The following is an 18,725-nucleotide window of genomic DNA, read 5'->3' as shown; positions in this document are numbered from 1 at the left end:
CTAAATGAGCACTCCGAGCCTGATTCCAACGCCGCATGACCGAGCGCAGCAGCTTCAACCTTTGACGGCGCCGGCGGTGAGCCCACGCAGGAAGTACTTGCCGGCCAGCACATAGACCACCAGGGTCGGCAGGCCGGCGATCATCGCCGCGGCCATGTCGACGTTGTATTCCTTGGCCCCGGTGCTGGTGTTGACCAGGTTGTTCAGGGCCACGGTGATCGGCTGGGTATCGCCGCTGGCAAACACCACGCCGAACAGGAAATCGTTCCAGATCTGGGTGAACTGCCAGATCAGGCAGACCATGATGATCGGGGTCGACATGGGCAGCAGGATGCGTCCGAAGATGGTGAAGAAGCCCGCGCCATCCAGCCGTGCCGCCCGCACCAGGGCATCCGGGATGCTCACGTAGTAGTTGCGGAAGAACAGCGTGGTGAAGGCCAGGCCATAGACCACATGGATCAGCACCAGGCCGCCGGTGGTGTTGGCCAGGCCGAGCTGGCCGATGGTGAAGGACGCCGGCAGCAGCACCACCTGGAACGGCAGGAAGCAGCCGAACAGCAGCAGGCCGAAGAACAACTGCGAACCGCGGAAACGCCACATAGCCAGCACATAACCGTTCAACGCACCGAGCAGGGTGGAAATCAGCACCGCCGGAATGGTGATCTTCACCGAGTTCCAGAAGTAGCCGCCGACGCCGTCCCAGGCCTTCAGCCAACCGATGGCGGTGAACACCTCGGGCCAGGACAGCAGGTTGCCGCTGCGGATGTCTTCCGGGCTCTTGAAGCTGGTCAACAGCATGATCAGCAGCGGGATCAGGTAGACCGCGCAGGCGGCCAACAGGGTGGCGTAAATCGCCAGGCGGCTCAGGCTGACGGGCTTAGTCATGGCGTTTGCCTCGCAGTTCGGAGTACAGGTAAGGCACCAGAATCGCCAGCACCGCACCGAGCATCAGGATCGCGCTGGCGGCGCCGAGGCCCATCTGGCCGCGGGTGAAGGTGTGGGCATACATGAACATCGCCGGCAGATCGGAGGAGTAGCCGGGGCCGCCGGCGGTCATCGAGGCGACCAGGTCGAAGCTCTTGATGGCGATGTGCGAGAGGATCATCAGGGCGCTGAAGAACACCGGGCCCAGGCTCGGCAGGACGATGCGCAGGTAGATGTTCGGCAGGCTGGCGCCATCGACCTGGGCGGCGCGGATGATCGACTGATCGACCCCGCGCAGGCCGGCGAGGAACAGCGCCATGACGAAGCCCGAGGACTGCCAGACCGCGGCGATCACCAGGCAGTAGACCACCCGCTCCGGGTCCACCAGCCAGTCGAAACGAAAGCCTTCCCAGCCCCAGTCGCGGAGCATCTTGTCGATGCCCAGGCCGGGGTTGAGCAGCCACTTCCAGGCGGTGCCGGTGACGATCATCGACAGCGCCATGGGGTAGAGAAAAATGGTGCGGATAACGCCTTCGCGGCGAATGCGCTGATCCAGCAGCACCGCCAGCAGCACGCCGATCACCAGGCTGATGCCGATGAACAGGCCGCCGAAGACCAGCAGGTTCTGGCTCGCCACCCACCAGCGGTCGTTGTCCCACAGGCGGGCGTACTGCTGCAGGCCAACCCAGGAATAGTTGGGCATGAAGCGCGAGCTGGTGAACGACAGCAGGAAGGTCCAGAAGATGTAGCCGTAGAAGCCGACCAGAATGATCAGCATGCTCGGCGCCAACACCAGCTTGGGCAGCCAGCGTTGCAGCGCATCCAGCGGTGAGGCCTTGGTGAAAACTGCGATTGAACTCATGGGTCACTCCGTCGTGTTGCGATGACGCATAAAACAAACCCGCCCCGTGAGGCGTACTCGTGAAACGGCCCCGTAGGGCGGACTCAGGAGCGAAGCGAACAGTCCGCCGGTTGTGCGTACCGGCCGCCAGCGCCGGCGGACTGCTTGGCGAGTCCGCCCTACCGACTGCGATCCGCCCTGCCCCGGAGAACCTGAATCTCGGCACGGCCGATCCCGTGGCGCGCGCCGGAGGGCGTGCGCCAGGGATAAGCAGGTCAAACGTGTTGGATTACCGCCGGCGCACCGGCGGCCGGACTGGCTCTACTGCACGGCCTGGATAGCCGCGGCCAGCTGCTGGGCAGCCTTGCTCGGATCGGCCTTGGGGTCGTTGAAGAAGTTAGTCACCACGTCGAACACCGCACCCTGCACGTAGCTGGAGGCGGCCATGCCGTGGGCCAGGCTCGGCTGCAGCCCGCCGCTGGCGGCGGCCGCCTTGAAGTCGAGCATGGACTGCTGCGCACAGGCATCGAAGCTGCTCATGTCCTGATCCATACGCACCGGGATCGAGCCCTTGTTCTGGTTGAAGAACTGCTGGAACTCCGGCTCCAGCACGGTGCGCGCCAGATCCTCCTGGGCCTTGCGGTTGTCCGCATCGCCCAGCTTGAACATGGCCAGCGAGTCGATGTTGTAGGCAAAGCTGCCCTGGGTGCCGGGGAACGGCAGGCACTGGTAATCGCTGCCGGCGACCTTGCCGGCGGCGCTCCATTCGCTCTTGGCCCAGTCGCCCATGATCTGCATGCCGGCCTTGCCGTTGATGACCATGGCGGTGGCGCTGTTCCAGTCGCGACCGGCGGCATTGGCATCGACGTAGCCGCGCAGTTTTTGCAGGGCGGCGAATACCTCGGCCATCTTGGCACTGGTCAGCACGGACTCGTCCAGTTCGACGAAGGCCTTGTGGAAGTCATCGGGGCCGAGCAGCGCCAGGGCCAGGTCTTCGAACACGGTGCTGTCCTGCCAGGGCTGACCGCCATGGGCCAGGGGCATGAAGCCGGCGGCCTTGAGTTTTTCCGCGGCGGCGAAGAATTCATCGAGGGTGGTCGGCGGCGTGGCGCCGGCCTTGGCGAACACCTCGGGGTTGATCCACAGCCAGTTGACCCGGTGCACGTTGACCGGCACCGCCACGTAGTCGCCGCCGAACTGCATCGTCTCGATCACCTGGGGCGGCAACAGCTCATTCCAGCCGTTCTGCTCGGCCACCTGATTGAGGTCGGCGAGCAGGCCCAGTTCGCCCCACTCCTGGATGTCCGGGCCCTTGATCTGCGCGGCGGCCGGCGGATTGCCGGAGACGGCGCGGGTCTTCAGCACGGTCATGGCCGCTTCGCCACCGCCGCCGGCGACGGCGAAGTCCTTCCAGCTGTGGCCCTGGTCTTCGACCAGTTTCTGCAGGGTATCGGCGGCGCGCTTTTCGCCACCGGAGGTCCACCAGTGCAGCACCTCGACTTCACCGGCAAGGGCGGTCAGGGGCAGCAGAGACACGAGGGAAACAGCAGTGGCCAGGCGAGAAATCGCATTCATATGAGCAGGTTCCTTTCTTGTTGTTATGCACCGGCAAGTCTGGTGCTTGCGCTGGAATCGAGTCTAACCAAGGCCAGGTGCCTGGCGGGTAACGAAGGGATGCGCGAAGGTCACAGACTGGTTACAAAGCACGAACATCGCAGGGTGCGCACGGCGTGCCCTACGGCCCCCATCATCGTGGCAGGCTCAGGGTTACCCGCAGCCCGCCCTCGCGCAGGTTGCGCAGGCTCAGCTCGCCGCCGTGACTGTGAGCGATGTTGCGCGCGATACCCAGGCCCAGGCCGTAGCCCTGCTGCTGCCCGGCCAGGCGGAAATGCGGTTCGAACACCTGTTCCAGGCGCTGCTCGGGCACCCCAGGCCCCTCGTCGTCGACATGCAGGACGAAGGCCTGGCCATCGTCCTCGATATGCAGGTGGGCGTTCTGCCCATACTTCAGCGCGTTGTCCACCAGATTGCCGATGCAGCGCTTGAGCGCCAGGGGTTTGCCGGGATAGGCCGCGCACGCCTGGCCATCCAGGGTCACCCGACCATTACCGGCCGGCGCCAGGTAGGGCTCGACCACGTAATTGAGCAGCTGGTTGAGGTCGACCGGCTCGATGTTCTCGTGAATGTCGGTGTCCTTGACGCACTGCAGGGCGCCCTTGACCAGCATCTCCAGTTCGTCCAGGTCGCGACTGAACTTAGCCTGCACCGCTTCGTCGTCGAGCAGTTCGACGCGCAGACGCAGACGGGTAATGGGCGTGCGCAGGTCATGGGAAATGGCGCTGAACAACTGGCTGCGCTCGCGCAGGTAACGGCCGATGCGCTCGCGCATGGCGTTGAACGCGCGGCTGACCTCGACCACCTCGCTGCCGCCCGCCTCTGGCAGCGGCTCGACCTCGCTGCCCAGCGACATCTCCCGCGCGGCCAGCGCCAGACGCTTGAGCGGGCGACTCTGCCAGTGCACCAGAATGCCGATGAACAGCAGCAGGAAGCTGCTGGTGAGGATGATGAACCACAGCTGCTGGGCCGGCAGCCCCTGCTGCTCCAAGCCGGCATAGGGCTCGGGCAGCAGCGAGGCGAGGTACAGCCACTCCCCCGGAGCGATCTGGATCTGGGTCACCAGCACCGGCGGATTGAGCGGCTCCAGGCTCAGGGCGTAGTGCGCCCAGGAACGCGGCAACTGGTCGAGCTTCAGCGCGCTGTTGAAGATGCGCAGGTCGTCCGGGCTGACGAACTGCACCAACAGATCCAGATCCTTGCCCAGCCGCTCGCGCAGAGTGGCGTCAACCGCATCGAGCACCGCGCGCTTGCGCGGGGTCTGCGGCAGCACCTGCATATCCAGTGGCTTGTCGTTGAGCGAAACGAAGAAGCGCGTGCCGCCCATATTGCGCAGCTGGTCGAGCACCATGGGCCGGTAGCCGAGGGGCAGCGAGCGGAAGTAGCCGACGCTGGCGGCCATCGACTGGGCCAGGCTGCGCGCACTGGTGAGCAGACCCTCCATCTGGCTGGCGCGCAACTGCGAGACCCAGATCACACTGGACAGCGCCTGCGCCAGCAGCACCACCAACAGGGTCAGCAGCAACATGCGCCCGAGCAGCGAGCGCGGCACCGGTAACAGCCGACGCCAGTCAAACATGCTGCTGCGCCGTAACAGTCGCGGCCAACTGGTAACCGCTGCCGCGCACCGTGCGGATCAGCCGCGCCGGCTTGCCGGTATCGCGCAAACGCTGGCGCAGGCGGCTGACCGCCATGTCGACGATACGCTCCAACGGCATCACCTCGCGGCCACGGGTGGCATTGCCGATGGTGTCACGATCGAGAATCTGCTGCGGGTGATCGAGAAACAGCTTGAGCAGGGCGAAGTCGGCACCGGAGAGGATCACCTCCTCGCCGTCGGCATGGAACAGCCGATGGCTGACCATGTCCAGGCGCCACTCGTCGAAGGCCAATACCTCGCTGCCACGCTCCTGGCTGAAATGCGCGCGGCGTAGCAAGGCCTTGATCCGCGCCAGCAGCTCGCGCGGGCTGAACGGCTTGCCCAGGTAATCGTCGGCGCCCAGTTCCAGGCCGATCACCCGGTCGGTCTCGTCCGAGCTGGCGGTGAGCATGATGATCGGCACCTGGGCGAAACGTTGGTGCTCGCGCACCCAGCGACAGAGGCTGAAGCCATCCTCGTCGGGCAGCATCACATCGAGAATCACCAGATCGGCCGGTTCGGCGCACAGACCCTGGCGAAAGCCCGCGCCATCGCCGACGGTGCGCACCTGAAAGCCGGCACGGCTCAGGTAGGCGTGCAGCAATTCGCGAATTTCCTGGTCGTCGTCGACCAGCAGAATCGATTTTCCGGGCTGGCTCATGCTCCGCCGTCCTAATTGTTATGGGGCTAACGCGCACGCACCCTACACAGAAGCCTGCTGCAAGGCCACGCCCGCGCCCATCAAACCAGGGTACTCGGCCGTCACCAGCCACACCGGGATGCCCTCGAAGTAATCGCTCATGCAGCCCTTGTCGCGCAGGCAACGGGCGAAGCCGCTGACCAGGAACAGCTCGGCGAAGCGCGGCACCACGCCGCCGACGATATACACGCCGCCGCGCGCGCCCAGGCTCAGCACGTTGTTGCCGGCGGCGCGACCGAGCCAGCAGCAGAACTGCTCCAGCACCGCCAGCGCCACGGCATCGCCAGCCAGCGCCGCGGCGGTAACCTCGGCCGGCGAGTTCAGGCGCACTGCATGGCCATCAAGGGCGCAGATAGCGCGATAGAGCACCAGTAAACCGCCACCGCTGAGCACATCCTCGGCACGCACATGGCCGAGCTGGCGATACAGCTGCTGCCACAGCGCGGCCTCGCGCGGGCTGCCGATCGGCAGGTCGACATGCCCGCCCTCGCCGGGCAAGGCCCGCCAGCTGCCGTCGGCCAGCGCCAGCAGGCTACCGACGCCCAGGCCGGTGCCCGGACCGATCACCACCACCGGGCGATCCGCCTCCGGCTCGCCGGGACAGACCAGCAGCCGCTCGCCATCGCGCAGGCGGGTCATGCCCAGGGCCATGGCGGAAAAATCGTTGACCAGCAGCAACTCGCGCACCTGCAGCTCGCGGCAGAAGGCCGAGCGGCTGATGCGCCAGTGGTTGTTGGTGAAGCGGAACAGGTCGCCGCTGACCGGCCCGGCGCAGGCCAGGCACACCGAATCGACCGCGCCCAGCGCCAGGCCGAGTTCGCTCAGGTAGGCGCGGATCGCCTGTTCCGGCCTCGGAAAGTCGGCGGTGGCCAGCACCCGCACCGACTCCAGCTGCTGGTCGCGCCACAGGGCGAAGCGTGCGTTGGTGCCGCCAATGTCACCGACCAGGGCCAGTTTCACTGCAGCGACTCCAGGCTGGCGGTGAAGGCGCTGGCGCCCTGCTCCGCCGAGCTGAAGGACTGACGCATAAAGGCGAACAGCTCGCGGCCGCAGCCCACGGCATTGTCCAGGGTGCCGAGCGCCGGCTCGCGCGCGGCCAGCTCGGCGGCATCGACCAGCAGCTGCAATTCGCCGGTGTGGCCATCGAGGCGGATCCGGTCGTCGTCGCGCACCAACGCCAGCGGCCCGCCGCCGAAGGCTTCGGGACAGACATGGATGGCCGCCGGGATCTTGCCCGAAGCGCCGGACATGCGCCCGTCGGTGACCAGCGCCACCTTGAAGCCGCGATCCTGCAACACGCCGAGGAACGGGGTCATCTTGTGCAGCTCCGGCATGCCGTTGCTGCGCGGCCCCTGGAAGCGCATCACCGCGACGAAGTCGCGCTCCAGCTCGCCGGCCTTGAAGGCATCGGCCAGTTGCTGCTGATCCTCGAACACCAACGCCGGGGCCTCGACCAACTGGTGCTCCAGGGCCACGGCGGAGACCTTCATCACCCCGCGGCCGAGGTTGCCCTGCATCAGGCGCAGGCCGCCCTCGGCGGAGAAGGGATTGGCCACCGGGCGCAGCACGCTTTGGTCGTGGCTCTTGCGCGGGCCGTCGCGCCAGACCAGTTGGCCGTCGTCGAGGAAGGGCTCGCGGGTGTAACGACTGAGGCCGTGACCGGCCACGGTGTTGACGTTCTCGTGCAGCAGCCCCGCATCGAGCAGCTCGCGGATGAGGAAGGCCATGCCGCCGGCGGCCTGGAAATGGTTGATGTCGTCCTTGCCGTTGGGATAGACGTGGGCCAGGGTCGGCGTCACGGCCGACAGGTCGGCCATGTCCTGCCAGGTCAGCTGGATCCCCGCGGCCCGGGCGATGGCCGGCATGTGCAGGGTGTGGTTGGTCGAGCCGCCGGTGGCACTCAGGGCGACGATGGAGTTGACCAGGCAGCGTTCGTCGACGATCTCGCCGAGCGGCATGAACTGCCCGCTCTGCTTGCTCAGGCGGGTGACCTGCTGCGCCGCCTCGTGGGTCAGGGCATCGCGCAGCGGGGTGTTGGGGTTGATGAAGGAAGCGCCCGGCAGGTGCAGGCCCATCACCTCCATCAGCAGTTGGTTAGTATTGGCGGTGCCGTAGAAGGTGCAGGTGCCGGGGCTGTGGTAGGCGGCCATCTCGGCGGCCAGCAGTTCGTCGCGCGTCGCCTTGCCCTCGGCATAGCGCTGGCGCACGTCGGCCTTGTCCTTGTTCGACAGCCCGGACGGCATGGGCCCGGCCGGCACGAACAGGCTCGGCAGGTGGCCGAAACGCAGGGCGCCCATCAGCAGGCCGGGCACGATCTTGTCGCAAATCCCCAGGTACAGCGCGGCGTCGAACATGTTGTGCGACAGCGCCACCGCGGTGGCCATGGCGATCACCTCGCGGCTGGCGATGCCCAGCTCCATGCCCGGCTCGCCCTGGGTCACGCCGTCGCACATGGCCGGCACGCCGCCGGCGAACTGGCCGACCGAGCCGATTTCGCGCAGGGCCTGCTTGATCTGTTCCGGGTAATGCTGGTAAGGCTGGTGGGCCGAGAGCATGTCGTTATAAGCAGAAACAATCGCCACGTTGGCGGCATTCATCAGGCGCAGGGCCTGCTTGTCTTCGCTGCCGCAGCCGGCCACGCCGTGGGCGAAATTGGCACATTGCAGCTTGCCGCGCTGCGGGCCTTCGCTGGCCGCCGCGCGAATCATCGCCAGGTAGGGCTCGCGCGTGGCACGGCTGCGGGCAATCAGACGGTCGGTTACCTCAAGAACGCGGGGATGCATGTGCTGGACTCCTGGCGAATGGGACGCGATGTTTTGTACTTAGTACAAAAATATTGCCACTTAAAACACTTGATTTCTACACTTACGGGAATAATCTTGTAATTCCAACAACAAAACCAGACCGGAACCTCTCCCATGACTATACGCATCGCCATCAACGGTTTTGGCCGCATCGGCCGCAATGTGTTGCGCGCCCTCTACGACCAAGACTACCGCCAACAGCTGCAGGTGGTCGCCATTAATGACCTCGGCGACAGCGCGATGAATGCCCACCTGCTCAAATACGACAGCGTGCACGGCATTTTCGCCGGCAGTGTCGACAGCGATGGCGAAAGTCTGACGGTCAACGGCGATCGCATCGCCGTCAGCGCCATTCGCAACCCGGCCGAACTGCCGTGGAAGGCGCTCAAGGTCGACGTGGTGTTCGAATGCACCGGGTTGTTCACCGAGCGCGACAAGGCCGCCGCCCACCTCGCCGCCGGTGCACGCAAGGTGATCATCTCGGCACCGGCCAAGGGCGCCGACGCCACCATCGTCTACGGCGTCAACCACGAGGTTCTGCGCCAGTCGATGCAGATAATCTCCAACGCCTCCTGCACCACCAACTGCCTGGCCCCGGTGGCCCAGGTGCTGCAGCGCGAACTGGGCATCGAGCACGGCCTGATGACCACCATCCACGCCTACACCAACGACCAGAACCTCTCCGACGTCTACCACAGCGACCCCTACCGCGCCCGCTCGGCCACCCAGTCGATGATTCCGACCAAGACCGGCGCCGCCGAAGCCGTCGGCCTGGTGCTGCCGGAACTGGCCGGCAAACTCACCGGCATGGCCGTGCGGGTGCCGGTGATCAACGTCTCGCTGGTCGACCTGTGCCTGCAGGTCAAACGCGATACCACCGCCGAAGAAATCAACCAACTGCTGTTGAGCGCCAGCCGCACCTCGCCGGTACTGGGCTACAACAGCCTGCCGCTGGTGTCCTGCGACTTCAACCACAACCCGCTGTCGTCGATCTTCGATGCCAACCACACCAAGGTCAGCGGCAGGCTGGTGAAGGTCATGGCCTGGTACGACAACGAGTGGGGTTTCTCCAACAGGATGCTCGACACCTGCCTGGCGCTGTGTACGGCACCCTGAAGCTGCTGCGCTGCAAGCCCGTAGGAGCCGCGGGGACGCCGAGTTCCATGGTCGCGATAACGCCTGTCAGACTATGGATCGCGGGCATGGCCCGCTCCTACGATGCGTCCTGATACCCTAACCAATTCCAGGACTCGAATATGAGCCGTATCAGCTTTACCACCGCCACCCTGCCCGAGCGCAAGCGCATTGCCCTGGTCGCCCACGACCACTGCAAGGAATTCCTCCTCGACTGGAGCGAACGCCAGCGCGACAAGCTGGCCAGGCACCACCTGCTGGCCACCGGCACCACCGGCCTGCTGCTCGGCCGGCGCCTCAAGCTGCCGATCGAAAGCATGATCAGCGGCCCGCTCGGCGGCGACCAGCAACTGGGCGCGCGCATCGCCGAACGGCGAGTGGACATGCTGGTGTTCTTCTGGGATCCCTTCGAGCAGCAGCCCCATGACCCGGATATCAAGGCGCTGCTGCGGGTCGCCGCAGTATGGAATATCCCGGTGGCCTGCAACGAAAGCAGCGCCGACTACATGCTCGGCAGCGTGCTGCTGGATCAGGCCCACGATTACCGCATCCCCGACTACAGCGCCTACCTCGCCGCCCGCAGTTAGCAGACTGTTGAAAAACTACCTACGTTGCCAATGCTGCGTTAAAAATGACCTCAAAATGCTCATTTACTACAGTAAATTCCGCTTTTGACTCGCTTCGCTCGGCCTGCGGGCCAGCCTGTGGCTGTTACTCCGCTGCGCTGCGTTTCGGCCATTTTTGCCTTGTCTTGGCTGCCTCGTCTACATTTTTCAACGGCCTGTTAACCGGCGCCCGCCGCCGAGCTACCGGCGGCGGGCATCACTAACGCCGCCCCTCGGCGCGGCGCCCACATCGCTCACGGCAACCCCAGGAAACCCGCCATAACCCAGCCAGTGCGGGGCTATGGGCGTTTTTTTACGCGAAGGCCTGTAACAAAACCGGCCCAGCCCCGTCAGTAAGACAAGAACGGCAATTGCAGCCAAGGCGAAGCACTCGCTACGGCATGCCGCTCCATGTGCTACATCAATATGTGCTGTATCAATCGCTAAAACGGAGCTACCCAGATGAACACCACCGCTTCCCATGCTGTTTCAGTCGCTGCCCTCGCGCTTGCCCTGGGCGCTGCCCTGACGATCGCCAGCGTCCCCCTCACGGCCCAAGCGGCAGAGAACGAGAAGTGTTTTGGCGTGGCCATGAAAGGCAAGAACGATTGCGCCGCCGGAGCGGGCACCACCTGCGCAGGCACCGCTAAGGTCGACTACCAGGGCAACGCCTGGAAGTTCGTCCCTAAAGGCACCTGCGAGCAGACCGCCTCGCCGACTTCCGCGACCGGTTTTGGCCAACTCGAAGCCTTCAAAGAAATGAAGAAGTCCTGACCGCCCAGCAGGAGCGCTGATAATGATCGCCTCGCCAACCCGCGATGCCGGCAGCGCTCCTGCATGGCAACCCCAGCTGCCCTGCCGGGCCGGCATCGGCCTGAAACCGCAGCACTACCAGCAGATCCTCGACGCCAGCCCCGCGCTCGGCTTCTTCGAGGTGCATGCCGAGAACTACCTGGTGGCGGGCGGGCCCTTCCATCATTACCTGGGCCTGATCCGCGAGCGCTATCCGCTGTCAATCCATGGCGTCGGTCTGTCAATCGGCGCGCAGCAGCCGCTCGACCGGGAACATCTCGAGCGCCTGGCCACTTTGCTCGAACGCTATCAGCCGCAGGCCTTTTCCGAACACCTGGCCTGGTCGAGTCATACCGATATGTTTCTCAACGACCTGCTGCCGCTGGCCTACGACGCCGCGACCCTGGCCCGGGTCTGCGAGCATATCGACCAGGTGCAAAGCCGCTTACAGCGTCAGCTACTGCTGGAGAACCCGGCGACCTATGTCGAGTTCTCCAGCTCGACCATGGACGAAGCCGCGTTTATCCGCGAGGTCGTACGCCGCACCGGCTGCGGCCTGCTGCTGGACGTCAACAACGCCTATGTCTCCAGCGTCAACCACCACTGGGATGCCCAGGCCTACCTGCGCGCCCTGCCGTTGAGCGCCGTTGGCGAGATCCACCTCGCCGGCTTCGCCGAAGACCAGGACGCGGCAGGCGACCGCTTGCTGATCGACAACCACGGCGCCCCGGTCGACGACGCCGTATGGCGGCTCTACACGGAGGTTCTGCCATTAATCGGCGCGACTCCGACCCTGCTTGAGCGGGACAACGACATCCCGCCGCTGGAGGTATTGCTACAGGAGGCACGCCACGCCCAGACGCTGCTCGACAGCTATTGCCGCAGCGGGCATGAGGTTCAGGCATGAGCACCCAACACGACTTCGTCGCGGCGCTGCTCGACCCGCAACGCGACTGTCCCGCAGACCTGAAGGCGTGGAACGGCTCTGCCCCGGCCGCGCGTTTCGCCGTCTACCGCAATAACGTACTCAGCTCGCTGATCGATGCCCTGGCCGCCAGTTGCCCGGTGGTGCAGCAGTTGGTGGGCAGCGACTTCTTTCGCGCCATGGCGGCCGTCTATGTGCGCAACTCGCCGCCACGCTCGCCGATCCTCGCCGACTACGGTGCCAGCTTCCCCGGCTTCATCGAAACATTCGCCCCCGCCAGTGGCCTGCCTTACCTGGCGGACGTGGCGCGCCTCGAACTGCTGCGCGTCCGCGCCTACCACGCGGCCGACGCCGAGGCCTTGGCCAGCGATGTGCTAACGACGGCCCTGGCCGCGCCGGACAGCCTCGGCGCCCTGCTGTTGCGCCTGCACCCTTCGCTCGGCCTGCTCGATTCGGCCTTCGCAGTGGTCTCGCTGTGGGGCGCTCACCAAGGCGCACTGGCGCTTGCCGACGTGGATCCCTACCAGGCGCAATGCGCCCTGGTGCTGCGCCATGAGCTGGAGGTCGAAGTGATCGGCATACGCCAAGGCGACGTCCATTTCATCCAAGCCCTGCAACAACAGCAACCCCTCGGGCGCGCTGCCGAGCACGCCTGCGCGCTGGATAACGCTTTCGACCTGGGCGCCTGCCTGACCCAGCTGCTGCGCACGGGTGCAATCATCCATTCCAGTTACGCCAGCGAAAGGCAACGCCCATGACCGACACCAACGCTCCGCTACCCGTGGCCACACCTGTCCGCCTGATCGCCCGGGCGATCGACCTGTGCACGCTGATCCCCTACAGCCTGGTCGCCCTCCTCGCCCGCTTCTCGATTGCCGCGACCTTCTGGAAATCCGGGCAGACCAAGATCGAAGGCCTGGCCATCGATCTCGTTTCCGGCACCTTCGAATTCGGCCTGCCGCAGCTTTCCGCCTCGGCCATCCCGCTGTTCGAGGAAGAGTACCGGCTGCCGTTGCTGCCGGCCGAACTGGCCGCGTACCTGGCCGCCTTCAGCGAGCACCTGTTCCCGCTGCTGATCCTGCTCGGCCTGGCCAGTCGCTTCTCCGCGCTGGCCCTGCTCGGCATGACCCTGGTCATTCAGCTGTTCGTCTACCCGGGCGCCTATCCGACCCACGGGCTCTGGGCGGCCGTGTTGTTGCTGCTCGCGGCCAAGGGCCCGGGGATACTGGCCATCGACCACCTGATTGCCCGTCGTTATGGCTACACTCGCTAACCGGCAACAAGCCGGCTAATTCGCCTGGCCGGGCTGACGACCCCGATAATCGCGAACGCAGGCGATGCGCGAGGCCAGTGCCTGTTGAGGCAGCGATTCACCACCTCGACAAAGACTCGCAACTCATCCAGAGGCGTGGTCATTCGTGCCTAAGTTTTCCTCGGGCGCCAGCAGCGCATGCCGACGCAGCATCCGCAGCAGCAGTTCGACGCTTTCCTCGACGTTGCAGCGGCCGCTGTCGATCACCAGATCCGCCTGCAACGGCGCCTCGTAGGGAGCGGAGATACCGGTGAAATCGGCCAGCTCGCCGGCCCGCGCCCGGGCGTACAAGCCCTTGGCATCACGCGCCTCGCAGACCTGCAAGCTGGCGCAGCACCAGACCTCGAAGAACGGCGCCCCGACCCGCTCGCGCCAGTAGCCGCGGGACTCGGCCAACGGTGCGATCAGCGCGGCGATCACCAGCGCACCTGAGTCAGCCAGCAGACGCGCCGTCTCGGCACTGCGCCGCAGGTTTTCCCGGCGCGCCCCAGCAGTAAAACCCAGATCCGCATTCAGGCCGCTGCGCAGCTCGTCGCCATCCAGCACGTAACTGTGCGCGCCCAGCTCGAACAGCCGGCGCGCCAAGGCCTGGGCCAGGGTGCTCTTGCCGGCGCCAGACAAGCCGGTGAGCAGCAGCACGGCGGCGCCGTGGCCGTTGCGCAATTCGCGCTGGGCACGGCTGACCGGGGTCTGAGCGGGGCTATCCATACGAGGTTCTCCAGATTGAACGGACGCGATCTTGTTGCGGAAACGGGCCGGCCGACTCAGGCACCTCGGCCTTGAAGGCGCGCAGCGCAGCGGCGCTCAGAAATCCACCCTGGCCCTGCCCGCCTTGATCGTCCCGCGTTTGTTCTTGCCTTCCAGGCGGCGCTTTTTCGAGCCCAGGGTGGGCTTGGTTGGACGCCGGGCCTTTTCGGTTTTAACCGCATTGCGGATCAACTCGGCCAGTCGCGCCAGGGCATCGGCGCGGTTCTGCTCCTGGGTGCGGTATTGCTGGGCCTTGATGATCACCACGCCCTCAGCCGTGATGCGGCTGTCGCGCAGCGCCAGCAGGCGCTCCTTGTAAAACGCCGGCAAGGACGAGGCCTGGCTATCGAAGCGTAAATGCACGGCACTGGAGACCTTGTTGACGTTCTGCCCACCGGCGCCTTGCGCCCGGATGGCGGTCAACTCGATTTCAGCGTCGGGCAGGTGGACGCTATTGGAAATTTCCAGCATGGCAAAGGCTTCGGCGGTGACAGAAGGGCAAGGATATACCCTCACCAAGACTACCGCATGACCCCTCCCGCCAGGGCATGGCCCTGCCAGGCCTCTGCTGCTCGCGTGAAACCAGCCCTCCAGCCGCTTGGCAGCAGCTGAACCCAAGCCGTACACTCCGGCAAAACGTGCACGCCAGAGGGCGGCACTTAAGAATAAAAACGGGCATAGCCGACACTCGCTGCGGCATCGCCCCTATCTCTTCGGTTATTCGCCATGCCCTTTCCCCGTAGCCTGCTGATGCTATTGCTGCCGACCCTGACGCTAACCAGCCCGATCATTAGCGCAAGCGACAGCTGGCAGGATGCGCCTGAACACCCGGTAATCCTGACGGTGACCGGCGAGCTCGGCTGCTGCCCCAGCGGCCAGGCACTGTTCGACCTGGAGCGCCTGGAGCGCTTGCCGCAAGTCGAGGTCAAGACCCTGACGCCCTGGACCGATCAGCAGGACAGCTACCGTGGCCCCAGGCTCAGCGTGCTGGTCGACAGTCTCCAGACTCGCGGCGAATGGCTCGAGGCAACCGCCCTGAACGACTACGCCGCCCGCTTCAACCTCGAAGCCGCCCGGCAATACCCGGTGATCCTGGCAACCCACAAGAATGGCCAACCGATGAGCGTGCGCGACAAGGGGCCGATCTGGATCGTCTACCCCTTGAGCGACTTCCCCGAACTGCGCAAGGAAGAACACCAGCAGGCGATGCTCTGGCAGTTGAAAACCCTGCACGTCGGGCGCTAATTGCCGATGCGCCGCTTACGCTATGCGCTCCTCGCCCTGGTCACCCTGGGCTTTGCCGTGGGTATCGGCAGCTCCCTGGTCTATAACCAGCGCACCACTCAACAGGCCTCCGCCCGAATCCAGATCTCCGCCTGGTCGCTCGCCCAACTGGAGTTCGAGCACCTGCGCTTTCTCAATACCCTGCAGCTGTTCAACGCGGGGGCCGCCTCCCAGGAAAAGCTGAAGCTGGCCTACGACCTGCTGTGGAGTCGTCTCGAGGTGTTCCTGTCCGGCGAGGAAAATCGGCTGATCCGCCAGCGCTTCAACGCCGAAGCCATGGTCAAGCAGCTCTTCGAACAATTGCGCAGCGATGAAACCCTGCTGTTCCAGCCAAGGCTGCAACCGGGGCCCGAAATCGACCAGGCCATCGTGCGCTACGGCACCTATCAGACGCCGATTCGGCAACTGATGGTCAACAACTTCACCGGGCCGGAGGCCGCCCGGATCGTCGACGACTTGCGCAGCAGCCAGAGCCTGAGCCAATTCCTCCTGCTCGGCATGCTGTTATGCGGCGGCGGCCTCAGCCTGCTGTTGTACCGCGAGGCGCGCAAGAATCGCTTCTTGGCCCGCTTCGATGCGCTCACCCAGCTGCCCAACCGCAACAGCTTCCAGGCCCAGCAGAAGAACTCGGCAACCTCGGACTGCCGAGCCCTGGCGGTGATCGAACTGAGTAATTTTCGCGCCCTGAATGAGAACATCAGCCATGAAGCCGGCGACCGATTGCTCAGCCGTATCGGCGAGACACTCGAACGTTTGAAGCCCAAAGGCAGCTTCGTCGCCCGAATGGCTGGCGATGAATTCGTCATGACCTTCCCCGAAGGGTTTCCCGAGGAACTGGTCAGCGGCACCCTGCAGCGCCTCGGCCAGACCCTGACCTTCGACTACCAGCACGAGAAATATCTGTTTCAGGTGGCCACCCGGATTGGCCTGAGCTACAATCCCGCGAACCGCCTCAGTCTGCAGAAGCTCTACTACTTCGCCACCCTAGCCTTGCGTGAACTGCGCGTGAAACAAGGCAAGGGCCTTGAGGTCTTCAGCGAAGAGATCAGCAATCGCTATCTGCGCAACCAGAACCTGCTGGGCGATCTCAAGCGCGCCCTAGGGCAAACCTCGGCCTCGGGCCTGAGCCTGCATTACCAACCGATCGTCGACCTGACAGGGACGGGGACGGGGGTCGAAGTCCTGTTGCGCTGGCTACATCCCGAACTGGGCTACATCCCGCCGCTGGAAGTGGTGGAACTGGCGGAAAACAATCAACTGGGCCCGGCACTGGGACAATGGATTCTGCGCCAACTGAAGCAGGATCTGCTGACCCTGCCGCACAACCTGCGCAGTTCGCTGTACTTCTCGATCAACATCTGCGCCTCGCAGTTCAACCGGAGTCTGCCCGAAGAGCTCGCGCAGTGGCTTGGCCTGGCGCCTATCCAGGCTAACCAACTGATCGTGGAGATGACCGAATCCATTTCCATAGCCAACTTCCATGACGGCTCGCGCATCCTCGGCGAACTCAACGAATTGGGCATTCAGGTGGCGCTCGACGACTTCGGCACCGGCTATTCATCGCTCTCCTATCTGCGTGAACTGCGCGTGCAGCGGATCAAGATCGACAAGTCGTTCATCCAGGGCATCGGCCAGCAGCCGCAACTGCAAAACGTGGTGCGCAGCATCATCGAGCTATGCCATATCTTTAGTTTCCAGGTGACCTGCGAGGGCATCGAAGATGAGCAGGAAGCCCAGCAAGTACTCGCACTGGGCAGCGACCAGGCCCAGGGCTACTGGTATGGCCGGCCCATGCCTTTGCCGAGCCTGATCAGTTGGTGCGGCCAGCACCTTGCCCTGTCCAGCGCCGAATCAGTCACTCAGCAGGAGCAGGAACTGGCCCCCTGAACCCGCCGGGCCGTCCACCCGTGCACCATGAGCAGAAACCTTTGGTTTGAATTTCCGGGCAGCCGTCCGCGCGACTCTCGGTGTACCGTTTAGTGCATATTGGCGACGGAACCATCTGCGATGGACTCGATTACCCAAGCCGTGCTCGGGGCGACTATTCAAAGTGCCATGCTCGGCCGCTGGCAGGGACGCAAGGCGCTGTTGTATGGCGCCATGCTCGGCACCCTGCCCGATCTCGATGTGCTCATCGATTACGGCGACGCCGTGGCCAACATGACCTACCACCGCGGCTTCAGCCATTCATTGCCGGTTCTCTTCGGCGCGGCCCTGCTGCTGACCTGGCTAGCCCGGCGCCTGCACCCGGGCTACTCGAGCCGACGCCTGTTCACGACCCTGGCCCTGGTGCTGCTCAGCCACCCGCTGCTGGACAGCTTCACCAGCTACGGCACCCAACTGTTCTGGCCGCTGATGCCGACGCCCACCGCCTGGTCGAGCGTCTTCATCATCGACCCCCTCTACACGCTGCCGTTGATTGCGGCCGTGCTCCTGGGACTGGTCTTCGGCCTGCGCGACAAAACGGCCAAGACGGCGCTGATCGCCCTGGCCCTGTCGACCCTTTACCTGGGTTCGACCCTGGCCGGCAAGTTCATGGCCGAACAACGGGTCGAGGCGCAACTGATCCGCCAGGGTATCCAGGCCGAAGCGCTGTTCAGCACCCCGACGCCACTCAACAGCCTGCTCTGGCGCGTGATCGTGCTGGATGGTGCGTATTACCACGAGGCTCTGGTCGGCTGGTTCGACCAGCAGCCAGCGCAACTCAGCCGCATGCCGCGCGGCACCGCGCTGGCCGAGGTTCTCGCCCACTCCGCCGCGCACCAGCGCCTGGCCTGGTTCACCGATGGCATGCTGCGCTACGACCAGATCGGCGCGCACCTGGTGGTCACCGACATACGCCTGGGCATGACCGGCGTGCACCCGTTCCGCTTCGACTTTGCCATCCAGCGCAACGGCGAATGGCAGCTCCATCAGGAAACCCAGCACTGGCCGTCGCCGCTGGCCGACCCGCGACGCTTGCAGGTGCTGTGGCGGCGGATCTGGCAGGCGGATCTGCAGGTGCCCCTGACGGCCTGGGCCAGCGACCTGGAAAAGCCTCTGCTGAACGTCGCGCGGCAGTCCTGCGCCGCGGAACGCGACGACTGCTGACGGCGTGCAGCAGAGCGGAGTCGGGATCAGCCGGATTCTGCCCTTGCAGACCGCTCCCGGATTGCGCCGGGGCTCATCCAGGCTACGACTCGGTGGCTGCGCCCAAGCCAGGCGATCGGCATTTTCTCGAGCCTATATTTATGGTTCTTCGCATTTCTGTGGGGACGTTGAGCTTGACACCGGACGGACAAGTTTGTGCGCATCGGCCAAAGGCTTGGCATGGCCCGTTAACGCGTGTGCTGGACGTTTGGGTTGCGCCCCTGCGCAACACCTGCACTCGGCCTCATGGCGGGACTGGGACGCGAGCTTGCAGG

18 protein-coding genes are annotated in these 18,725 nt (G+C 64.9%); 9 read left to right on the top strand and 9 right to left on the bottom strand.

What is annotated here, in order from left to right; genetic code table 11:
- Positions 1–54: 54 nt before the first annotated feature.
- The 7 genes from P8H27_RS19760 to edd all read right to left on the bottom strand — a co-directional run bounded on the left by P8H27_RS19760 (position 55) and on the right by edd (position 8,501).
- The gene (locus P8H27_RS19760; RefSeq protein ID WP_289639440.1) at positions 55–885 is read right to left on the bottom strand and encodes a carbohydrate ABC transporter permease; all 831 of its coding nucleotides are present in this window, start codon (positions 883–885) and stop codon (positions 55–57) included.
- Positions 878–1,786, bottom strand: coding sequence for a carbohydrate ABC transporter permease (locus tag P8H27_RS19755; protein ID WP_289639439.1), 909 nt, complete (start codon positions 1,784–1,786; stop codon positions 878–880). Before P8H27_RS19755 ends, P8H27_RS19760 begins: the two co-directional genes overlap by 8 nt.
- Before the next feature lie 300 nt (positions 1,787–2,086).
- The gene (locus tag P8H27_RS19750) at positions 2,087–3,340 is read right to left on the bottom strand and encodes an ABC transporter substrate-binding protein (RefSeq protein ID WP_289639438.1); all 1,254 of its coding nucleotides are present in this window, start codon (positions 3,338–3,340) and stop codon (positions 2,087–2,089) included.
- Positions 3,341–3,512: 172 nt separating this feature from the next.
- On the bottom strand, positions 3,513–4,958 hold the full coding sequence (locus P8H27_RS19745; RefSeq protein ID WP_289639437.1) for an ATP-binding protein: 1,446 nt from the start codon (positions 4,956–4,958) through the stop codon (positions 3,513–3,515).
- Positions 4,951–5,679: a response regulator gene (locus tag P8H27_RS19740; RefSeq protein WP_289639436.1), complete on the bottom strand. Its 729-nt coding sequence runs from the start codon at positions 5,677–5,679 to the stop codon at positions 4,951–4,953. The genes P8H27_RS19745 and P8H27_RS19740 overlap by 8 nt, the downstream gene beginning before the upstream one ends.
- A 42-nt stretch (positions 5,680–5,721) precedes the next feature.
- A complete protein-coding gene (locus tag P8H27_RS19735) occupies positions 5,722–6,678 on the bottom strand; it encodes a glucokinase (RefSeq protein WP_289639435.1) in 957 nt (318 codons plus the stop codon).
- Positions 6,675–8,501 (bottom strand): phosphogluconate dehydratase, encoded by a 1,827-nt coding sequence (gene edd, locus P8H27_RS19730; protein ID WP_289639434.1) that lies wholly within the window; start codon positions 8,499–8,501, stop codon positions 6,675–6,677. The genes P8H27_RS19735 and edd overlap by 4 nt, the downstream gene beginning before the upstream one ends.
- A gap of 135 nt (positions 8,502–8,636) precedes the next feature.
- Here edd and gap point away from each other — a divergent pair, with 135 nt between their 5' ends.
- The 6 genes from gap (at position 8,637) to P8H27_RS19700 (ending at position 13,251) form a co-directional block, all read left to right on the top strand.
- Positions 8,637–9,638, top strand: coding sequence for a type I glyceraldehyde-3-phosphate dehydrogenase (gene gap, locus P8H27_RS19725; RefSeq protein ID WP_289639433.1), 1,002 nt, complete (start codon positions 8,637–8,639; stop codon positions 9,636–9,638).
- 140 nt (positions 9,639–9,778) lie between these two features.
- Positions 9,779–10,243, top strand: a complete 465-nt coding sequence (locus P8H27_RS19720) for a methylglyoxal synthase (RefSeq protein ID WP_289639432.1) — start codon at positions 9,779–9,781, stop codon at positions 10,241–10,243.
- Between the two features lie 480 nt (positions 10,244–10,723).
- Positions 10,724–11,035, top strand: coding sequence for a DUF2282 domain-containing protein (locus P8H27_RS19715; protein WP_289639431.1), 312 nt, complete (start codon positions 10,724–10,726; stop codon positions 11,033–11,035).
- A 22-nt stretch (positions 11,036–11,057) separates the two neighbouring features.
- A complete protein-coding gene (locus P8H27_RS19710) occupies positions 11,058–11,960 on the top strand; it encodes a DUF692 domain-containing protein (protein WP_289639430.1) in 903 nt (300 codons plus the stop codon).
- Entirely contained in the window at positions 11,957–12,736 is a 780-nt protein-coding gene (locus P8H27_RS19705) for a DUF2063 domain-containing protein (protein WP_289639429.1), read from the top strand. Before P8H27_RS19710 ends, P8H27_RS19705 begins: the two co-directional genes overlap by 4 nt.
- Positions 12,733–13,251, top strand: coding sequence for a DoxX family membrane protein (locus P8H27_RS19700; protein WP_289639428.1), 519 nt, complete (start codon positions 12,733–12,735; stop codon positions 13,249–13,251). Before P8H27_RS19705 ends, P8H27_RS19700 begins: the two co-directional genes overlap by 4 nt.
- A gap of 123 nt (positions 13,252–13,374) precedes the next feature.
- Here the strand turns inward: P8H27_RS19700 and cysC are convergent, their stop codons facing one another.
- Entirely contained in the window at positions 13,375–13,998 is a 624-nt protein-coding gene (gene cysC / locus P8H27_RS19695; protein ID WP_289639427.1) for an adenylyl-sulfate kinase, read from the bottom strand.
- Positions 13,999–14,094: 96 nt separating this feature from the next.
- Positions 14,095–14,508 (bottom strand): alternative ribosome rescue aminoacyl-tRNA hydrolase ArfB, encoded by a 414-nt coding sequence (arfB, locus tag P8H27_RS19690; protein ID WP_289639426.1) that lies wholly within the window; start codon positions 14,506–14,508, stop codon positions 14,095–14,097.
- Between the two features lie 255 nt (positions 14,509–14,763).
- Here arfB and P8H27_RS19685 point away from each other — a divergent pair, with 255 nt between their 5' ends.
- The 3 genes from P8H27_RS19685 to P8H27_RS19675 all read left to right on the top strand — a co-directional run bounded on the left by P8H27_RS19685 (position 14,764) and on the right by P8H27_RS19675 (position 18,411).
- On the top strand, positions 14,764–15,282 hold the full coding sequence (locus P8H27_RS19685; protein WP_289639425.1) for a hypothetical protein: 519 nt from the start codon (positions 14,764–14,766) through the stop codon (positions 15,280–15,282).
- Between the two features lie 6 nt (positions 15,283–15,288).
- On the top strand, positions 15,289–17,208 hold the full coding sequence (locus P8H27_RS19680) for a bifunctional diguanylate cyclase/phosphodiesterase (RefSeq protein WP_289639424.1): 1,920 nt from the start codon (positions 15,289–15,291) through the stop codon (positions 17,206–17,208).
- Positions 17,209–17,328: 120 nt separating this feature from the next.
- Entirely contained in the window at positions 17,329–18,411 is a 1,083-nt protein-coding gene (locus tag P8H27_RS19675) for a metal-dependent hydrolase (protein WP_289639423.1), read from the top strand.
- Positions 18,412–18,725 lie beyond the last annotated feature (314 nt).

The sequence above is a fragment of the Pseudomonas sp. sp1636 genome (assembly GCF_030376615.1).
Lineage (GTDB): Bacteria > Pseudomonadota > Gammaproteobacteria > Pseudomonadales > Pseudomonadaceae > Aquipseudomonas.
The sequence above is the reverse complement of the archived record's forward strand: the minus strand, read 5'-3'. Positions and strand labels throughout refer to the sequence as shown.

Coding starts and splice junctions, on each gene's coding strand:
- P8H27_RS19720 (WP_289639432.1), top strand. CDS start 9,779: ATGAGCCGTATCAGCTTTACCACCGCCACCCTGCCCGAGCGCAAGCGC.
- P8H27_RS19755 (WP_289639439.1), bottom strand. CDS start 1,786: ATGAGTTCAATCGCAGTTTTCACCAAGGCCTCACCGCTGGATGCGCTG.
- cysC (WP_289639427.1), bottom strand. CDS start 13,998: ATGGATAGCCCCGCTCAGACCCCGGTCAGCCGTGCCCAGCGCGAATTG.
- arfB (WP_289639426.1), bottom strand. CDS start 14,508: ATGCTGGAAATTTCCAATAGCGTCCACCTGCCCGACGCTGAAATCGAG.
- P8H27_RS19675 (WP_289639423.1), top strand. CDS start 17,329: ATGGACTCGATTACCCAAGCCGTGCTCGGGGCGACTATTCAAAGTGCC.
- P8H27_RS19710 (WP_289639430.1), top strand. CDS start 11,058: ATGATCGCCTCGCCAACCCGCGATGCCGGCAGCGCTCCTGCATGGCAA.
- P8H27_RS19740 (WP_289639436.1), bottom strand. CDS start 5,679: ATGAGCCAGCCCGGAAAATCGATTCTGCTGGTCGACGACGACCAGGAA.
- P8H27_RS19680 (WP_289639424.1), top strand. CDS start 15,289: ATGCGCCGCTTACGCTATGCGCTCCTCGCCCTGGTCACCCTGGGCTTT.
- P8H27_RS19715 (WP_289639431.1), top strand. CDS start 10,724: ATGAACACCACCGCTTCCCATGCTGTTTCAGTCGCTGCCCTCGCGCTT.
- edd (WP_289639434.1), bottom strand. CDS start 8,501: ATGCATCCCCGCGTTCTTGAGGTAACCGACCGTCTGATTGCCCGCAGC.
- P8H27_RS19750 (WP_289639438.1), bottom strand. CDS start 3,340: ATGAATGCGATTTCTCGCCTGGCCACTGCTGTTTCCCTCGTGTCTCTG.
- P8H27_RS19760 (WP_289639440.1), bottom strand. CDS start 885: ATGACTAAGCCCGTCAGCCTGAGCCGCCTGGCGATTTACGCCACCCTG.
- P8H27_RS19705 (WP_289639429.1), top strand. CDS start 11,957: ATGAGCACCCAACACGACTTCGTCGCGGCGCTGCTCGACCCGCAACGC.
- P8H27_RS19700 (WP_289639428.1), top strand. CDS start 12,733: ATGACCGACACCAACGCTCCGCTACCCGTGGCCACACCTGTCCGCCTG.
- gap (WP_289639433.1), top strand. CDS start 8,637: ATGACTATACGCATCGCCATCAACGGTTTTGGCCGCATCGGCCGCAAT.
- P8H27_RS19745 (WP_289639437.1), bottom strand. CDS start 4,958: ATGTTTGACTGGCGTCGGCTGTTACCGGTGCCGCGCTCGCTGCTCGGG.
- P8H27_RS19685 (WP_289639425.1), top strand. CDS start 14,764: ATGCCCTTTCCCCGTAGCCTGCTGATGCTATTGCTGCCGACCCTGACG.